The organism is Bradyrhizobium sp. BR13661 (genome assembly GCF_029892425.1).
In the GTDB taxonomy this organism is placed as follows: Bacteria; Pseudomonadota; Alphaproteobacteria; order Rhizobiales; family Xanthobacteraceae; genus Bradyrhizobium.
The window spans coordinates 233,371-248,482 of sequence record NZ_JARXWB010000006.1; the positions used below are offsets into that span (position 1 = coordinate 233,371).

Below are 15,112 nucleotides of genomic sequence, written 5' to 3' on the forward strand. Positions count from 1 at the left end.
GGCTCAGGCCACCCGCCATTCGCTGACTTGCCGCGCCATGTTCCAGTTGAGTTCGTCGAGTTCGTCATCCATCTTGGTGTTCGGCCGGCTCACATTGGTGAAGGCGGCCCAGCAGAAGCCGCCATGGGTTCTGACCGCGATCGTGCTGGTCCCGGGCAGGCTGCCATTGTGCCACCAATTGCCTGACTTGTTGATACAAAAACCCTTGGCATAGTCGGGGCTGTAGCTCGGCGCCGTCGTCATGATTTCGATCGTGTGCGGGCGCAGGATGTTCGCCGGCCGGGCATAGCCGTCGACATGCATCAGGAATTGCACGAGGTCCGTCGGTGTTGCGATCCAGCCGCCATGGGAATCCATCCGGCGGACGTTCATGTCGTAGGGACTCTCGACCTTGCAGTAATAGGCGACTTCGCCCGCCTGGCGCTGATCGCGGGTGTTGCCTGATATCGACATGTTGGTGATGCCGCAACGGCCGAGCACTTCAGCTCGGACGTGCTCCGCATAGTGCTGGCCGGTGAGTTTCTCGATGACCCGGCCCAGCACGCAATAGCCGAAATTGGAGTAGGCGTAGTGCTGGCCCGGCGGCCGGTCGAGCGGCCGGTTGGCCAGCGTCCAGGTAATCAGTTGCGTGTGGTCCATGTGCGGATGCGTGAACATGGGATCTCTGGCGTCGTTGGTCCAGCCGCCGCCCGTATGCGTCAGGAGATTTTCGAGCGTGATCTGGTCGATGCCGGGTGAGGTGGGCGGCACGCCGTAATCGGTGCCGAGCAGCGCACCGGGCCCGAATACGCGGTCGCTGAGCCTGACGCGGCTCTCCTCGATCAGCCGGAATAGCGTGACCGAGGTGATCATCTTGCTGACGCTGGCGATGCGAAACAGATGCTGCGGTGTCGTGGCTTCGTTCTGCTCGCGGTCGGCAACGCCGAAGGCGGCCTGGTGCACGATCGTGCCGGCATAGCCGATCGCAAAGGAGAGCCCCGGTACATCGAACTTGTCCATGAACGCTTGCGCCAGCCGGCCCATCCCGGCGCGTTCGGCCGGCGAGGGCGGATGGATGCTCGGCGGGTTGGGCGCGAGCTGCGCAAGCGCGCCCCGCGACAATAGCGGCAGCGCGCCTGCGCCTGCTGCGAGCTTCACAAAATCCCGACGTCCGAGCGACATGGTTCGCCTCCGCGGGCGGACCATCGATGTCTCAGTAGGTCGCCCGGCCTCCGGAAATATCAAAGACCGCGCCGGTGGAGAAGGCACAATCCTGAGACGCAAGCCACGCCGCCATCGCCGCGAGCTCCTCCACCAGCACGAAGCGCGCCTTGGGGATTTTCGACAGCATGAAATCGATATGCTGCTGCGTCATCTGGTCGAAGATCGCGGTCTTGGCCGCTGCCGGCGTCACCGCATTCACGAGAATGTCATGCGCGGCGAGCTCCTTGCCGAGCGACTTCGTCAGCGCGATCAGGCCGGCCTTGGAGGCCGAATAGTGCGCGGCGTTCGGATTGCCTTCCTTGCCGGCGATCGAGGCGATGTTCACGATGCGCCCGTATTTCTGCCTGAGCATCACGGGCACGATGGCCTTGCAGACGATGAAGGGGCCGTCGAGGTTGATGCGCAGAACTTTCCGCCATTCCTCGAGATCGGTCTCCCAGACCGGCTTGTTGACGCCGGCGATGCCGGCATTGTTGACGAGGATGTCGATCTTGCCAAAGGCGGCCAGCGTCGCATCGCGCGCCTGCTCGACGCCTGAGGTGTCGGTGACGTCCACCTTGAAGACGCGAACATCGTCGCCGATTTCCTTGGCGGTCTTCTCAGCGAGCGCGGCGTCAAAATCCCAGATCGCGACCCTGGCGCCGGAGGCGACGAAGCGCTCGGTGATGGCGCGGCCAAAGCCCTGCGCGCCGCCGGTGACGATGGCGACGCGGTCGTTGAGATCAATCTTGTTCATCGGATGTGATCCTGTCCGATCCCTTGGGGCGTCAGAGCATGTAGCCGCCGTCGACGACGAGGTCGACGCCGGTGGTGAAGGCACTCTCGTCGCTGCCGAGATAGATCGCCATGTTGGCGATCTCGTCGGCGGTGCCGAGCCGGCCCATCTTCTGGCGGGAGATGAACATCTCCTTGCCCTGCGGCCCCTGCGCGGCCGCTCGGTCGAGCATCGAGGGGGTCTCGACGGTGCCGGGGCAGATCGAATTGCAGCGGATGCCCTTGGTGATGAAGTCGAGCGCGACGGCGCGGCTCAGCAGCGACACCGCAGCCTTCGACGAACTGTAGACGTAACGATTGGCCGGCGGCCGCAGCGCGGCGCAGGAGGAGATGTTGACGATGCTGCCGCCGCCGCCCGCGATCATGTCGGGCAGGAACGCCTTGATGGTCCGGTGCATCGACTTGACGTTGAGGTCGAACGAGAAATCGAAATCCTCTTCCGAGCATTCCAGGATGGTGCCGTGGTGCACGAAGCCGGCCGCGTTGAGCAGGATGTCGATCTTGCCAACGCGTTTTGCAAAGGCGTTGACGTCGGCGGTGTTGCGGACGTCGAGCTTGGCGACTTCAGTGATGCCTTCCTTTGTCAGGCCTGCGATGCCGGCCTCGTTGATGTCGGTGGCGATGACGGTTGCGCCTTCACGCGCGAAGGCGAGCGCGCATGCGCGTCCGATGCCTGCCGCTGCGGCCGTGATGACGGCGCGCTTTCCCTTGAGGCGGTCTGCCATGCTGTTGTTCTCCCTTGAATTGGTCATTCCGGGGCGCGCCTCTTGGCGCGAGCCCGGAATCCATTGTGCTGCGATGTATGTGGATGAATAGATTCCGGGCTCGCGACTGCGTCGCGCCCCGGAATGACAGAAGTCGTCAGTGATTATCCCGCGGCACGCCAAATGCGGAGGCGATGTTCTGGTAGCGCGTGGCGAGCTCCATGCAGGCGCCGGTCGATTGCTGGCCGACGGTGTTGCGATAGATCTCCTGCCAAGGCGTCTGGTTCGGCGGATGCTTGAAGCCGCCGGCGGCCTTGAGCTCGGCGTGGCGCTTCTTCAGTTCCTCGTCCGAGATCAGGATGTTGGCGCTGCCCTTGTTGAGGTCGATGCGGACCTTGTCGCCGTTCCTGAGGATCGCAAGCCCGCCATTGGCGGCGGCTTCCGGCGAGGCATTGAGGATCGACGGCGAGCCCGAGGTGCCGGACTGGCGGCCATCGCCGATGCAGGGCAGGGACAGGATGCCGCGCTTGATCAGGGCCGCCGGCGGCTGCATGTTCACGACCTCGGCACCGCCGGGATAGCCGATCGGGCCGGTGCCGCGGATGAACAGCACGCAGTGCTCGTCGATGTCGAGCGAGGCATCGTCGATCCGCCCGTGATAATCCTCCGGACCCTCGAACACGATGGCGCGACCCTCGAAGGCGTTCAGGTCCTTGGGGTTGCTCAAATAGCGATCGCGAAACTCCTTCGAGATCACGCTGGTCTTCATGATTGCGGAATCGAACAGATTGCCCTTCAACACCAGGAAGCCGGCGTCCTTCACCAGCGGCTTGTCATAGGCCCGGATCACGTCGTTGTCGGGGGCGGGCGCATCCTTGCAGTTCTCGCCGATGCCGCGGCCGTTGACGGTGACCGCGTCCTCATGGATACGCTTGTGCTTCATCAACTCGCGCACCACCGCCGGCACACCACCGGCGCGGTGGAACTCCTCGCCGAGATAGAAGCCGGCGGGCTGCATGTTGACCAGCAGCGGCACGTCGTGGCCGAATTTCTGCCAGTCCTCGATCGACAGCTCCACGCCGATGTGGCGGGCCAGCGCATTGATGTGGATCGGCGCGTTGGTCGAGCCGCCGATCGCCGAGTTGATGACGATGCAGTTCTCGAATGCCTTGCGGGTCAGGATGTCCGAGGGCTTGAGGTCCTCCCAGACCATCTCGACGGCGCGTTTTCCGGTCTCATAGGCGATCTGGCCGCGCTCGCGGTAGGGGGCGGGGATCGCCGCGCAGCCCGGCAGCGAGAAGCCGAGCGCTTCGGCAAGGCCGTTCATGGTCGAGGCCGTGCCCATGGTGTTGCAATGGCCGACCGAAGGCGCCGAGGACGCCACGATCTCCATGAACTCTTCATAATCGATCTCGCCGGCGGCAAGCCGCTCGCGCGACTTCCAGACGATGGTGCCCGAGCCAGTGCGCTCGCCATTGTGCCAGCCATTGAGCATCGGGCCCCCCGACAGCACGATCGCCGGCAGGTTCACGGTCGCGGCCGCCATCATCAGGGCAGGCGTGGTCTTGTCGCAGCCGGTGGTCAGCACCACGCCGTCGAGCGGGTAGCCGTAGAGAACCTCGACCAGGCCGAGATAGGCGAGGTTGCGGTCGAGTGCTGCGGTCGGGCGCTTGCCGGTTTCCTGGATCGGATGGGTCGGGAATTCCATCGCGATGCCGCCGGCCTCGCGGATGCCTTCGCGGACGCGGTGGGCCAGCTCGATATGGTGGCGGTTGCAGGGGGACAGATCGTTGCCGGTCTGGGCGATGCCGATGATCGGCTTGCCGGATTGCAGCTCGGCGCGGGTGAGGCCGAAATTCAAATAGCGCTCCAGATAGAGCGCAGTCATGCCCGGATTATGCGGGTTGTTGAACCAATCCTGCGAGCGAAGATGGCGGCGGGTGCCGTTACCGGCGGGCGCATGCCCATTGGTTGGCATTTTTGTCATTGGTTTCTCCTTCAATGCAAACGCACGGGCCGACGTTTGGGATGTCGATCGGTGCGCTGCCCGGCAGCGCGAGCATGGTATGACGGCCCGCCTGCTGGCGAACGTTTCCTCATGGTTGCAATCTTACTCACGGGTCGTTGGTAACGCTATCATTTTGTACGGCTGGCGCCCATTCCGGCGAACGGGGGCTCGCCGCCTGACGCTGCGTCTGCGAACTCTGCCGTTCGATCACCGTGAAGCCGAGATCGAGCACGGGCTGCTCGGGACGCTTGCCCTCGATCGCCTCGATCAGCATCGCGGCAGCAGTGCTGCCCATCTCGTAACGGTTAGTCCGTACGCTCGTCAGCGTCGGCACCGCGGAGGCCATGAATTCGAGGTCGTTGAAGCCGACGATCGCGATCTGGTCAGGGACCGCGATGTCGCGGCGGCGGCATTCGAAGAGAACGCCGAGCGCAAGATCGTCATTGGCGCAGAACACCGCATCGATGTCGGGTTCGCGCGCGAGCAGATCGGCAAATAGCGCGCCGCCAAGCGTGACCGAGGTCGGCGTCGCCGTCGTCACGATCAGTCTTTGGTCGTGGAGGCCGGCTTCCTTCATGGCGGCGCCGTAACCGTCGAGCCGTCGCTGCACCCTGGGGTCCATGCGCGCGCCGACGAACCCGATCCTGCGGTGGCCCTGGTCGAACAGATGCGCAATCGCCGCGCGCGCTGCATCATAATGGGAAAAGCCGATCATCATGTCGATCGGATTGGGCCCGATCTCCATGATCTGCATGATCGGGCAATCGGCCGCCTCCAGCATCGTGCGCGATTCCGTCGTCTGGTCGATGCCTGTGACGATCAGTCCCGCGGGCTTCTGCGCCAGAAACAGACGCAGCAGCTTCTCCTCCTGGAGAATGCTGTAGCGTGTGTTGGACAATTGGATCGAGTAACGGCTGCCTTCGGAGGCGTCATAGATGCCGCGCAGCACGTCGGAAAACACGTTGTTGGTCAGTGACGGAATCAAGACACCGATCACCTCGGTGCGCTGCGACGCCAGCGCGCGTGCCGCAAGGTTGGGCACATAGCCGAGCTCCCGGGCCGCGCTCTCGACCCGCGTCCGCTTGGCAACCGACAGCGCCTCCGGATTGCGGAAGAAGCGGGACGCCGTAATCGGGCTGACGCCGGCGAGCTCGGCGACTTCCGCTAACCGAATCTTGCCGGACTTGGTGCGCTTTCGACCCATTTGTTGCTCTTAACACAGTCACTCCCGCAAACAAAGGAACGTTGACAGCGCTACCAGCAACGACTAACCAAAGACAAATTGCCAAAGCCGCACAAACTGCCGACAATGTCGCCTGTTATGAAGGGCTTCGGGTCGGCGAAGTCCAAAAAAACAAGACGGTGGCGGCGCCACGGTTGCGTCGTCTAAGTCGTAGGAGGGAGCCTAGATGTCGTCTGTGCAAATCCGCGACGTGCGGAAATCGTTCGGCAATTTTGAAGTCCTGCACGGCGTGTCGATCCCGATCGAGGACGGCCAGTTCGTCGTCCTGGTAGGCCCCTCCGGCTGCGGCAAGTCGACGCTTCTGCGCATGCTCGCAGGCCTCGAAAACATCACATCAGGCACGATCTCGATCGGTGACCGCGTCGTCAACAATGTCCAGCCCAAGGAGCGGGACATTGCGATGGTGTTCCAGAACTACGCGCTCTATCCGCACATGACGGTCGGCGAGAACATGGGCTTCTCGCTGAAGCTGCGGAATGCGGGCTCGGACGAAATCAACAAGCGCGTCAAGCGCGCCGCCGAAATCCTCGCGCTGTCGCCGCTGCTCGATCGCTATCCGCGCCAGCTCTCCGGCGGCCAGCGCCAGCGCGTTGCCATGGGCCGCGCCATCGTGCGCGATCCGCAGGTGTTCCTGTTCGACGAGCCCTTGTCGAACCTCGACGCCAAGCTGCGCGTCGCCATGCGAACCGAGATCAAGGAACTGCACCAGCGGCTCAAGACCACCACCGTCTACGTCACCCACGACCAGATCGAGGCCATGACCATGGCCGACAAGATCGTCGTGATGCATGACGGCATCGTCGAGCAGATGGGCACGCCGCTCGAGCTCTACGACAAGCCCGAAAACCAGTTCGTCGCCGGCTTCATTGGCTCGCCGGCGATGAATTTCCTGAAGGGGCATATCCGCGTCAACGGCGTTGCCACCTTCGAGGGACCGAACGGGGTCAAGCTGCCGCTCAAGAACGCGCCGGCCGCCTCTGACGGCAAGCCCGTGGTGTACGGCGTCCGTCCCGAGCATTTCACGATTGCCGACGACGGTGCCGACGCCGAGATCGTCGTGGTCGAGCCGACCGGCTCGGAGACCCAGGTGTTCGCGAAGCTCGGCGGCGAGCAGGTCGTGGCGGTCTTCCGCGAGCGTCACCAGTTCAATCCGGGCGACAAGGTCAAGCTGAAGCCCGACCCCGACGTGGTTCACCTGTTTGACGAGGGGACCGGGAAACGGCTCAACGCATAAGACAGACTTAAATAAATAAAAAACGCCATTGGGAGGACAACATGCAAGACTTTACCCGCCGGGCATTGCTTCAAGGCGGAACGGCGCTGGCTGCAACCGGCGCACTGACTGGGCCTGCACTGTTCGAATTCGCGAAAGCCTGGGCGGCGGACTCGCCATGGAAGGCCGAGCCGGGCGCCAAGCTGACCGTGATGCGCTGGAAGCGCTTCGTGCCAGCGGAAGACGATGCGTTCAACGCGATGGTCGCGGCGTTCAAGGCGGCGACCGGCACCGAAATGAACGTCTTCAGCGAGTCCTTTGAGGACGTGCAGCCGAAGGCATCCGTTGCGGCCAATACCGGCTCCGGGCTCGATCTCGCCTGGGGTCTGCACACGCTGCCGCAACTCTTCCCCACCAAAGTGCTGAAGATGAATGATGTCGCCGATTATCTCGGCAAGAAATATGGCGGCTGGACGGATGCGGCCGCCAAGACCTGCAAGCTCGGCGACGACTGGCTCGGCATTCCCGTCGCGACCAACGGCGGTTACATGACGTACCGCAAGTCGGCGACTGACAAGGCGGGCTTCAAGGAGTTCCCGAAGGACTTCCCCGGCTTCCTCGAGATGTGCAAGGCGCTCAAGGCGAACAACACGCCTGCCGGTTTCGCTCTCGGCCACGCCAGCGGCGACGCCAATGGTTGGCTGCACTGGGTGCTGTGGGGCCACGGTGCCTACACGGTCGACCAGAACGACAAGATCATCATCAATTCGCCCGAGACTGCGAAGGCGCTGGAGTATTGCAAGGCGCTCTCCGAAACGTTCATCCCGGGAACCGCGTCCTGGAACGATTCTTCCAACAACAAGGCCTATCTTGCCGGTGAGCTCTATTGCACGGCCAATGGCATCTCGATCTATGTCGCGGCGAAGACGGACCCGACCAAGAAGGAGCTGACCGAAGACACCTATCACGCCTTGTGGCCGGTCGGCCCGGTTGGCAAGCCGACCGAATTGCAGCTCGCGCTGCCGATCCTCGCCTTCAACTTCACCAAATATCCGAACGCGGCGAAGGCCTTCATTGCCTTCATGCTGGAGAAGGAGAACTACGAGAAGTGGCTGGATGGCGCGCAGGGTTACCTGACCCAGACCCTGAACGCCTATGAGTCGGCGCCGGTTTGGACGGCGGATCCCAAGAACGCGGTGTTCTCGCAGGCGTCCAAACGTACGCTGCCGGCGTCCGGCATCGGCACCGTCGGAGAGAAGGCGGCGACCGCGATCGCCGACTTCATCGTCGTCGACATGTTCGCCAACTACTGCACCGGTTCGAAGGACTTAAAGGGCGCGATGGCGGAAGCCGAACGGCAGTTGAAGCGCATCTATCGCTGACGTCACGGAGCGGGCGGTTTCGGCCGCCCGCTCGTCAACACACTGATCAGGGATGTCGGGCATGGCTGATATCGCAGTTGCTCCCCGGGCCAAGCCTCAGTTCCGAGAAGCGAGCGCCTGGGATCAGCTTAAGCATAACCGCAATTGGCTCGGCTTCTGGTTCATGATGCCGGCCATGGCGTTTCTGATCTTTTTCCTGGCGTATCCGCTGGGCTTGGGCATCTGGCTGTCCTTCACCGACACCCGCATCGGACGCGTAGGGCATTTCATCGCCACCGAGAACTATGAGTGGCTGTGGGACGACTCCATCTTCTGGCTGGCGGTGTTCAACACGCTGCTCTACACCTCCGTCGCCAGTGCCATCAAATTCGCGATCGGGCTCTATCTCGCGCTGCTCTTGAACGAGAACATGCCGTTCAAGGCGATTCTGCGCGCGATGGTCCTGATCCCCTTCATCGTGCCGACGGTGCTCTCGGCGCTGGCGTTCTGGTGGATCTTTGACTCCCAGTTCTCGATCATCTCGTGGTCGCTGAAACACCTCGGTCTGATCAGCCAGAACATCAATTTCCTCGGCGATACGACCTGGGCACGCATTTGCGTGATCTTCGCCAACATTTGGCGCGGCGTGCCGTTCGTGGCGATCACCTTGCTCGCCGGCCTTCAGACGGTGTCGCCGTCGCTCTATGAAGCCGCAACCCTCGATGGCGCCTCCAGCTGGCAGCGATTCCGCCACATCACCTATCCGCTTCTCACCCCGATCATCGCGGTCGTCATGACCTTCTCGGTGCTGTTCACCTTCACCGACTTCCAGCTGATCTGGGCGATGACGCGCGGTGGTCCGGTCAACGCCACGCATCTGATGGCAACCTTGTCCTACCAGCGCGCGATCATCGCCGGGCAGCTGGGCGAAGGCGCCGCGATCTCCAGCGCCATGATTCCCTTCTTGCTCGCGGCCATCATGATCTCCTGGTTCGGCTTGCAGCGCCGCAAGTGGCAGCAGGGAGAGAGCAATGACTGACCTGCCCACCAGATCCATCGATCTCAAGAATGTCCTGTCGGGCTCGGCGCCGACGGCCGATCACAGCGAGGGCATGAGCTATCTGCAGTCGGTGCCGCGACGGATCGTGACGCTGTACCTGCCGCTCACGATCATCGTCGTGATCCTGCTGTTTCCGTTCTACTGGATGGCGCTGACCTCGGTGAAACCGGACGAGCAACTGCTCGATCTCGACAGGTACAACCCATTCTGGACCTGGAATCCGACCTTCAAGCATTTCTACAAGCTTCTGTTCGAGAGCTACTATCCGCACTGGCTCTGGAACACGATGTACGTGGCAGTCTGCGCCACGGTGCTCTCGATCATCGCGTCGGTGCTCGCGGCCTATGCCATCGTGCGTTTGCGTTACAAGGGGGCCAATCTGGTTGGCGGGCTGATTTTCCTCGCCTACCTGGTGCCGCCGTCGATCCTTTTCATCCCGCTCGCCACAGTCGTGTTCCAGTATGGCCTGTTCGACACGCCAATGGCATTGATCCTGACTTATCCGACCATCCTGATCCCATTTTCGACCTGGTTGTTGATGGGCTATTTCAAGACCATCCCGTTCGAGCTCGAGGAGTGTGCATTGATCGATGGCGCGAGCCGCTGGCAGATCCTGATCAAGATCGTGCTGCCGCTCGCGATCCCCGGTCTGATCTCGGCCTTCATCTTCTGCTTCACGCTGTGCTGGAACGAGTTCATCTACGCGTTGACCTTCCTGCAATCGACCAGCAACAAGACGGTGCCGGTCGCGATCGTCAACGAGTTCGTGGACGGCGACATCTACCGCTGGGGCTCGCTGATGGCGGGAGCGCTGGCGGGGTCGCTGCCGCTGGTTATCCTTTACGCCTTCTTCGTGGAGCATTATGTGTCGGCAATGACCGGCGCCGTGAAGGAATGATCGCGGAGCCCGCCTGAGAACGCGACAGTACGTTTCAAGAGCGGCGCGTTCCGGCCAATAAGAAGGAGTAAGTTCTTGCACATCCTGGTTCTGGGCGCTGCCGGCATGGTCGGCCGCAAATTGTGTGAACGGCTGTTGCGCGACGGCCGGCTCGGCAAGAGCGATATCACCAAATTGACCGTGCATGACGTGGTCGAGCCCAGGAAGCCGGAAAAGGCCGGTTTCCCCGTCGAGACTGTCTCGGGCGATTTCGCCGTCCCGGGCGCGGCCGAAAAGCTGATCGCCGGCCGCCCCGACGTAATCTTCCATCTCGCCGCCATCGTCTCCGGCGAAGCCGAGCTCGATTTCGACAAGGGCTATCGCATCAATCTCGACGGCACGCGGATGCTGCTGGATGCTGTCAGGCTCGTCGGCGGCGGCTACAAGCCGCGCGTGGTGTTCACGTCCTCGATCGCGGTGTTCGGCGCCCCGTTCCCGGACGCCATCGGCGACGAGTTCTTCCACACCCCGCTGCTCAGCTACGGCACCCAGAAGGCGATCGGCGAATTGCTGCTGGCCGACTATTCCCGCCGCGGTTTCCTCGACGGCATCGGCATCCGCCTGCCGACCATCTGCATCCGGCCGGGCCTGCCCAACAAGGCGGCATCGGGCTTCTTCTCCAACATCCTGCGCGAGCCGCTCGCCGGCAAGGAAGCGGTGCTCCCGGTGTCCGAGGACGTCCGCCACTGGCACGCCACGCCGCGCTCCGCCGTCGGCTTCCTGCTGCACGCCGGCACAATGGATCTCGCCACGGTCGGCCCGCGCCGCAATCTCACGATGCCGGGTCTGTCGGCGACGGTCGGCGAGCAGATCGCGGCCTTGAAGCGCGTTGCGGGCGAGAAGGTTGCCGCCCGCATCAAGCGCGAGCCCGATCCCTTCATCGTCGGCATCGTCGGTGGCTGGCCGCGCAACTTCAACGCCAAGCGGGCGCTCGAGCTCGGCTTCACCACAGCCGAAAAGACGTTTGACGACATCATCCGCATTCACATCGAAGACGAACTGGGCGGCAATTTCGTCGCCTGATCGTTTGAGATGAACAGTCTGGATATGACGATGGCGAGCGTTGCTTGCATCGGTGAATGTATGGTCGAGCTCCGGCAGGCTCAAGGCGGACAGTCTGCCGGGCAGGGCGGTGGCTTGTTCTCGCGCGGCTTCGGCGGCGACACCCTCAACACGGCGGTGTATCTGGCGCGGCTCGAGGTCAAGGTCGACTATTTCACGGCGCTCGGCGACGACGGCATGAGCGAGGAGATGATCGCAGCCTGGAATGCCGAGGGCGTCGGCACGCGTCGCGTCGTGCGGCTGCCGGGCAAGCTGCCCGGCCTCTACATGATCCAGCTTGATGCCAAGGGCGAGCGCCAGTTCTTCCACTGGCGCGACAGCGCGGCGGCGCGGCAGCTGATGAGCCTGCCGGAGACCGACGAACTGCTCAACTCGCTGATGAGCTACGATATCATCTATCTCTCAGCGATCACGCTGTCGATCTACGACGCAGCGGGGCGCGACCGCCTGTTCGCGGCGATCAAGCGCGCGCGCCTGCTCGGCACCCGCTTCGTATTTGACACCAATTTTCGCGCACGCGGCTGGCCCGATCGCGACGTCGCCCGCGAAGTGTTTGCCACAGCGTTTGCGGCCGCCGACATCGTACTGACCTCGACCGAGGACCTGCTCGCGCTTTATCCGGGCGAAAGCCCTGAGCAACTGATGGCGCGCATCCCGACGCCTGAACTGGTGTTCCGCCTTGCCGAGCCCGTCAGCCTGCTGCGCTTTCCCGGCGGGTCGAGCGAGGTCCGCGCCGAACCGATGACAAAACCGGTCGTTGACACCACGGCGGCCGGCGATAGCTTTGCGGCCGCCTATATCGCGGCCCGGCTCGGCGGTTCCGATCCGGTCGAGGCCGCCCAGGCAGGGCATCGCCTCGCCAGTCTGGTGATCTGCTATCCCGGCGCCATCATTCCGGGCTATGCCATGCCGCCGAAGAAGCGGCACCGGGCTGCGGCATCGCGCCAAGCCAAATAGACGTTTTGCAACTGGCGGGTGCGTTGCAGGTGCTCGTCGTCCTCGCGTCTTCTCAAAGTAGTCGGCAATGCTCGGGGTAAGCCATGGTGAGATACAAGGAAGCACTCACTGTGGTCGAAATGAGCGACTCAGACTTCTGCAATTATGGCTGGAAGCGGGCGATTGACGAACCAGCCGCGGCGGTGCGGTTTGTTCGAGGCCAAAAGATGAGGACGTTGGACGGCGTGTTCAACGAATTGTCGGCGGCGTGCCAGTTTCCATACTATTTCGGTGAGAACTATGCCGCTCTTGCTGAATGCCTCGGAGATTTGGATTGGCTCAATGCCTCGAGCTTCGTTCTGATGATTTCAGGATTTTCTGAGTTTTTGGCGGATGAGCCGGTTGAAATGGCGGCCCTTGGTAGGGCGTTGGCGGCCGGCATCGACGAATACAACAGATCAAGGCAAAATGCCGAGTTCGCCAAGAGCCTGTTTTGCGTTGTCGTCAATGGAGCAACGCTTGATGATGCCAATAGAAAGTCGTTTTTCGCTGCGACTGCGGCGGCTTAGCCTTTTGAGAGTTGAAACTGAAGAGCCGTTGAACCATTGCCGGTTTGGCTGGCTTGCGCTACGCCCTAGCTAAGAATTGAGGCCCTATGCCCACGTCTGCCCAACAGAACCATCTCGTCGCGCTGTTCAAGGCCGCGACCGTCATTCCCGTCCTCACCATCGAGCGGATCCAGGATGCCGTGCCGCTGGCGCAGGCGCTGGTGGCCGGCGGCGTCCGCACGCTGGAGGTGACCCTGCGCACCCCGATTGCAATCGAGGCGGCGCGGGCGATCATGGCCGAGGTCCCCGACGCGGTCGTCGGCATCGGCACGATTCTCAATCCGGCCGACTTTACCCGGGTCGAGAAGCTCGGCGTCGCCTTCGGCATCAGCCCCGGCCTGACCCCCGATCTCCTCAAGGCCGCGGCCTACAGCTCCTTGCCCTTTGCCCCGGGCATCGCCACGGCGTCCGAGCTGATGATGGCATTGTCCCACGGCTTTGATGTCGCAAAGTTCTTCCCGGCCGAGCAGGCCGGCGGCATCAAGGGTCTGCGCTCGCTGGGCGGGCCGTTCCCGAACGTGCGGTTCTGCCCGACCGGAGGGGTCGGCGAGGCCAATGCCGCCACCTGGCTCGCCGAGCCCAATGTGGTTGCGGTCGGCGGTTCCTGGCTGTGCCCGACGGCGGAGATCAAGGCCGGGAACTGGGCCGGCATAACTGCCATCTGCCAGCGCACCCTCCAGGCCCTTAAACCTGCGTGAAGTCTTGCCATCCCTAGGCTAAGATTTAGGTCAGGTAAAAGACCCCTAGGGAGAAGAGACCATGACCGCCAGCATCGTCGGATGGGCGCATACGCCGTTCGGCAAGTTCGACACCGAAACCGTCGAAAGCCTCGTCATCCGCGTCGCCAATGAAGCGATGGCCGATGCCGGCATTTCGGCCTCCGATGTCGACGAGATCGTGCTCGGCCATTTCAACGCCGGCTTCTCGGCGCAGGATTTTACCGCCTCGCTGGTACTCCAGGCCGACCCGAAGCTGCGCTTCAAGCCGGCGACCCGCGTCGAGAACGCCTGCGCAACCGGCTCCGCGGCTGTCCACCAGGGCCTGCGTGCGATCGCCGCAGGCGCGGCCAAGGTCGTGCTGGTCGTCGGCGTCGAGCAGATGACCCGTACGCCCGGTCCTGAGATCGGCAAAAACCTGCTCAAGGCGTCCTACCTGCCTGAGGACGGCGATACGGTCGGCGGCTTTGCCGGCGTGTTCGGCAAGATCGCCAGCTCCTACTTCCAGAAATACGGCGACCAGTCCGACGCGCTGGCGCTGATCGCGGCCAAGAACCACAAGAACGGCGTCGCCAATCCCTTCGCCCAGATGCGCAAGGATTTTGGCTTCGACTTCTGCCGCGCCGAGAGCGAGAAGAACCCTTACGTCGCTGGTCCCCTGAAGCGCACCGACTGCTCGCTCGTCTCCGACGGGGCGGCTGCGCTGGTGCTGGCCGACGCCGAGACCGCCAAGGGCATGAGCAAGTCGATCGGCTTCCGCGCCACCGCGCATGCTCAGGACTTCCTGCCGATGTCCAAGCGCGACATCCTCCAGTTCGAGGGCTGCACGGTCGCCTGGCAGCGCGCGCTGGAGCAGGCGGGCGTGACGCTCTCCGATCTCTCCTTCGTCGAGACCCATGACTGCTTCACCGTCGCCGAGTTGATCGAGTACGAAGCGATGGGCCTGACGCCGAAGGGGCAGGGTGCCCGCGCAATCAAGGAAGGCTGGACGCTCAAGGACGGCAAGCTGCCGGTCAATCCGTCCGGCGGCCTGAAGGCCAAGGGCCACCCGATCGGCGCCACCGGGGTGTCGATGCATGTGATGACCGCGATGCAGCTCGCCGGCCAGGCGCCCGAGGGCATGCAGCTCAAGAACGCAAAGCTCGGCGGCATCTTCAACATGGGCGGCGCTGCGGTGGCCAACTACGTCTCTGTTCTCGAACGATTGAAATAGGTGTTGTCGGGTGGGCAAAGGCGCGAAAATGCGGGCCCACCTTTTCCTTGCGTTAGATCATGGTGGGCCGGTTC

Annotated in this window: 14 protein-coding genes; 9 read left to right on the plus strand and 5 right to left on the minus strand. The window is 63.0% G+C overall.

The window, feature by feature from the left end; all coding sequences use genetic code 11:
* Positions 1–3: 3 nt before the first annotated feature.
* The 5 genes from M2427_RS12780 to M2427_RS12800 form a co-directional block, all read right to left on the minus strand.
* On the minus strand, positions 4–1,161 hold the full coding sequence (locus M2427_RS12780; RefSeq protein WP_280706654.1) for a serine hydrolase domain-containing protein: 1,158 nt from the start codon (positions 1,159–1,161) through the stop codon (positions 4–6).
* Positions 1,162–1,192: 31 nt separating this feature from the next.
* On the minus strand, positions 1,193–1,939 hold the full coding sequence (locus M2427_RS12785) for an SDR family NAD(P)-dependent oxidoreductase (RefSeq protein WP_280706655.1): 747 nt from the start codon (positions 1,937–1,939) through the stop codon (positions 1,193–1,195).
* A gap of 31 nt (positions 1,940–1,970) precedes the next feature.
* Positions 1,971–2,702 (minus strand): SDR family oxidoreductase, encoded by a 732-nt coding sequence (locus tag M2427_RS12790; RefSeq protein WP_280706656.1) that lies wholly within the window; start codon positions 2,700–2,702, stop codon positions 1,971–1,973.
* A gap of 136 nt (positions 2,703–2,838) precedes the next feature.
* Positions 2,839–4,668, minus strand: coding sequence for an IlvD/Edd family dehydratase (locus M2427_RS12795; protein WP_280706657.1), 1,830 nt, complete (start codon positions 4,666–4,668; stop codon positions 2,839–2,841).
* A 127-nt stretch (positions 4,669–4,795) separates the two neighbouring features.
* Complete coding sequence (locus tag M2427_RS12800; RefSeq protein WP_280706658.1) at positions 4,796–5,893, minus strand: LacI family DNA-binding transcriptional regulator; 1,098 nt, start codon at positions 5,891–5,893, stop codon at positions 4,796–4,798.
* A gap of 205 nt (positions 5,894–6,098) precedes the next feature.
* Here M2427_RS12800 and ugpC point away from each other — a divergent pair, with 205 nt between their 5' ends.
* From ugpC to M2427_RS12845, 9 genes are all read left to right on the plus strand, one after another.
* Complete coding sequence (gene ugpC / locus M2427_RS12805; RefSeq protein WP_280706659.1) at positions 6,099–7,166, plus strand: sn-glycerol-3-phosphate ABC transporter ATP-binding protein UgpC; 1,068 nt, start codon at positions 6,099–6,101, stop codon at positions 7,164–7,166.
* A 41-nt stretch (positions 7,167–7,207) separates the two neighbouring features.
* Complete coding sequence (locus tag M2427_RS12810) at positions 7,208–8,527, plus strand: ABC transporter substrate-binding protein (RefSeq protein ID WP_280706661.1); 1,320 nt, start codon at positions 7,208–7,210, stop codon at positions 8,525–8,527.
* Between the two features lie 61 nt (positions 8,528–8,588).
* A complete protein-coding gene (locus M2427_RS12815) occupies positions 8,589–9,545 on the plus strand; it encodes a sugar ABC transporter permease (protein WP_280706662.1) in 957 nt (318 codons plus the stop codon).
* Positions 9,538–10,464, plus strand: a complete 927-nt coding sequence (locus M2427_RS12820; protein ID WP_280706663.1) for a carbohydrate ABC transporter permease — start codon at positions 9,538–9,540, stop codon at positions 10,462–10,464. Before M2427_RS12815 ends, M2427_RS12820 begins: the two co-directional genes overlap by 8 nt.
* A 75-nt stretch (positions 10,465–10,539) precedes the next feature.
* Positions 10,540–11,526, plus strand: coding sequence for a D-erythronate dehydrogenase (denD, locus tag M2427_RS12825; RefSeq protein ID WP_280706665.1), 987 nt, complete (start codon positions 10,540–10,542; stop codon positions 11,524–11,526).
* Positions 11,527–11,556: 30 nt separating this feature from the next.
* Positions 11,557–12,522, plus strand: a complete 966-nt coding sequence (locus tag M2427_RS12830; protein WP_280706666.1) for a sugar kinase — start codon at positions 11,557–11,559, stop codon at positions 12,520–12,522.
* Between the two features lie 83 nt (positions 12,523–12,605).
* A complete protein-coding gene (locus M2427_RS12835; RefSeq protein WP_280706667.1) occupies positions 12,606–13,070 on the plus strand; it encodes a barstar family protein in 465 nt (154 codons plus the stop codon).
* 86 nt (positions 13,071–13,156) lie between these two features.
* The gene (gene eda, locus M2427_RS12840; RefSeq protein ID WP_280706668.1) at positions 13,157–13,807 is read left to right on the plus strand and encodes a bifunctional 4-hydroxy-2-oxoglutarate aldolase/2-dehydro-3-deoxy-phosphogluconate aldolase; all 651 of its coding nucleotides are present in this window, start codon (positions 13,157–13,159) and stop codon (positions 13,805–13,807) included.
* Between the two features lie 61 nt (positions 13,808–13,868).
* Complete coding sequence (locus tag M2427_RS12845; RefSeq protein WP_280706669.1) at positions 13,869–15,038, plus strand: acetyl-CoA acetyltransferase; 1,170 nt, start codon at positions 13,869–13,871, stop codon at positions 15,036–15,038.
* The last annotated feature ends 74 nt before the right edge of the window (positions 15,039–15,112 follow it).

Bases quoted from the DNA above. Each gene is read 5' to 3' on its own strand.
- M2427_RS12800 (WP_280706658.1), bottom strand. From the start codon at position 5,893: ATGGGTCGAAAGCGCACCAAGTCCGGCAAGATTCGGTTAGCGGAAGTC.
- M2427_RS12795 (WP_280706657.1), bottom strand. From the start codon at position 4,668: ATGACAAAAATGCCAACCAATGGGCATGCGCCCGCCGGTAACGGCACC.
- M2427_RS12830 (WP_280706666.1), top strand. From the start codon at position 11,557: ATGGCGAGCGTTGCTTGCATCGGTGAATGTATGGTCGAGCTCCGGCAG.
- M2427_RS12820 (WP_280706663.1), top strand. From the start codon at position 9,538: ATGACTGACCTGCCCACCAGATCCATCGATCTCAAGAATGTCCTGTCG.
- M2427_RS12815 (WP_280706662.1), top strand. From the start codon at position 8,589: ATGGCTGATATCGCAGTTGCTCCCCGGGCCAAGCCTCAGTTCCGAGAA.
- eda (WP_280706668.1), top strand. From the start codon at position 13,157: ATGCCCACGTCTGCCCAACAGAACCATCTCGTCGCGCTGTTCAAGGCC.
- M2427_RS12810 (WP_280706661.1), top strand. From the start codon at position 7,208: ATGCAAGACTTTACCCGCCGGGCATTGCTTCAAGGCGGAACGGCGCTG.
- M2427_RS12780 (WP_280706654.1), bottom strand. From the start codon at position 1,161: ATGTCGCTCGGACGTCGGGATTTTGTGAAGCTCGCAGCAGGCGCAGGC.
- ugpC (WP_280706659.1), top strand. From the start codon at position 6,099: ATGTCGTCTGTGCAAATCCGCGACGTGCGGAAATCGTTCGGCAATTTT.
- M2427_RS12845 (WP_280706669.1), top strand. From the start codon at position 13,869: ATGACCGCCAGCATCGTCGGATGGGCGCATACGCCGTTCGGCAAGTTC.
- M2427_RS12835 (WP_280706667.1), top strand. From the start codon at position 12,606: ATGGTGAGATACAAGGAAGCACTCACTGTGGTCGAAATGAGCGACTCA.
- M2427_RS12790 (WP_280706656.1), bottom strand. From the start codon at position 2,702: ATGGCAGACCGCCTCAAGGGAAAGCGCGCCGTCATCACGGCCGCAGCG.
- M2427_RS12785 (WP_280706655.1), bottom strand. From the start codon at position 1,939: ATGAACAAGATTGATCTCAACGACCGCGTCGCCATCGTCACCGGCGGC.